The following is a 1,658-nucleotide window of genomic DNA, read 5'->3' as shown; positions in this document are numbered from 1 at the left end:
AACAAGGTAGCCGTACCGGAAGGTGCGGCTGGATCACCTCCTTTCTAAGGAGCACAGTACCGATTGCAGACAAACGTTCTGCACGGTCAGCTCATGGGTGGAACGTTGATTAGTTGGCACGGTTTCCAAAACCCTCTGTAAGTACTGCTTCGGCGTGGAACACAGTGAGGTGGAGGGGATCGTGCTTGGCACGTTGTTGGGTCCTGAAGGTACGGCCGTAAGGTCATGTCTTCAGTGCCGGCCCCAGTGAACTTGATTCCTTGTGGATCAGGGTGATGGGTGGCTGGTCGTTGTTTGAGAACTGCACAGTGGACGCGAGCATCTGTGGCCAAGTTTTTAAGGGCGCACGGTGGATGCCTTGGCACCAGGAACCGATGAAGGACGTGGGAGGCCGCGATAGTCCCCGGGGAGCTGTCAACCAAGCTTTGATCCGGGGGTTTCCGAATGGGGAAACCCGGCAGTCGTCATGGGCTGTCACCCGCTGCTGAACACATAGGCAGTGTGGAGGGAACGAGGGGAAGTGAAACATCTCAGTACCCTCAGGAAGAGAAAACAACCGTGATTCCGGGAGTAGTGGCGAGCGAAACTGGATGAGGCCAAACCGTATGCGTGTGATACCCGGCAGGGGTTGCGCATGCGGGGTTGTGGGATCTCTCTTTCACAGTCTGCCGGCTGTGAGACGAGTCAGAAACCGTTGATGTAGGCGAAGGACATGCGAAAGGTCCGGCGTAGAGGGTAAGACCCCCGTAGCTGAAACATCAACGGCTCGTTTGAGAGACACCCAAGTAGCACGGGGCCCGAGAAATCCCGTGTGAATCTGGCGGGACCACCCGCTAAGCCTAAATATTCCCTGGTGACCGATAGCGGATAGTACCGTGAGGGAATGGTGAAAAGTACCGCGGGAGCGGAGTGAAATAGTACCTGAAACCGTGTGCCTACAAGCCGTGGGAGCGTCGCTGTATGTGCTTGCACATTCAGTCGTGACTGCGTGCCTTTTGAAGAATGAGCCTGCGAGTTTGCGGTGTGTAGCGAGGTTAACCCGTGTGGGGAAGCCGTAGCGAAAGCGAGTCCGAATAGGGCGATTGAGTAGCACGCTCAAGACCCGAAGCGGAGTGATCTAGCCATGGGCAGGTTGAAGCGGAGGTAAGACTTCGTGGAGGACCGAACCCACCAGGGTTGAAAACCTGGGGGATGACCTGTGGTTAGGGGTGAAAGGCCAATCAAACTCCGTGATAGCTGGTTCTCCCCGAAATGCATTTAGGTGCAGCGTCGTGTGTTTCTTGCCGGAGGTAGAGCACTGGATAGGCGATGGGCCCTACCGGGTTACTGACCTTAGCCAAACTCCGAATGCCGGTAAGTGAGAGCACGGCAGTGAGACTGTGGGGGATAAGCTCCATGGTCGAGAGGGAAACAGCCCAGAGCATCGACTAAGGCCCCTAAGCGTACGCTAAGTGGGAAAGGATGTGGAGTCGCAGAGACAACCAGGAGGTTGGCTTAGAAGCAGCCACCCTTGAAAGAGTGCGTAATAGCTCACTGGTCAAGTGATTCCGCGCCGACAATGTAGCGGGGCTCAAGCGTACCGCCGAAGTCGTGTCATTCACACATATAGGGCCAACGCCTGTGTGGATGGGTAGGGGAGCGTCGTGTGCCGGGTGAAG

General features: G+C 56.3%; 1 rRNA gene. It reads left to right on the top strand.

Annotation, left to right across the window (positions count from 1 at the left end):
• Nucleotides 1-326: 326 nt before the first annotated feature.
• Nucleotides 327-1,658: ribosomal RNA gene (locus AB0B25_RS32120) — 23S ribosomal RNA — on the top strand; the annotation flags it as partial.

Origin of the sequence: Nocardia sp. NPDC049190 (assembly GCF_040648115.1) — a bacterium.
In the GTDB taxonomy this organism is placed as follows: Bacteria; Actinomycetota; Actinomycetes; order Mycobacteriales; family Mycobacteriaceae; genus Nocardia.
Note: the sequence above shows the minus strand (reverse complement) of the source record. Positions and strands in the feature narration are given on the sequence as shown.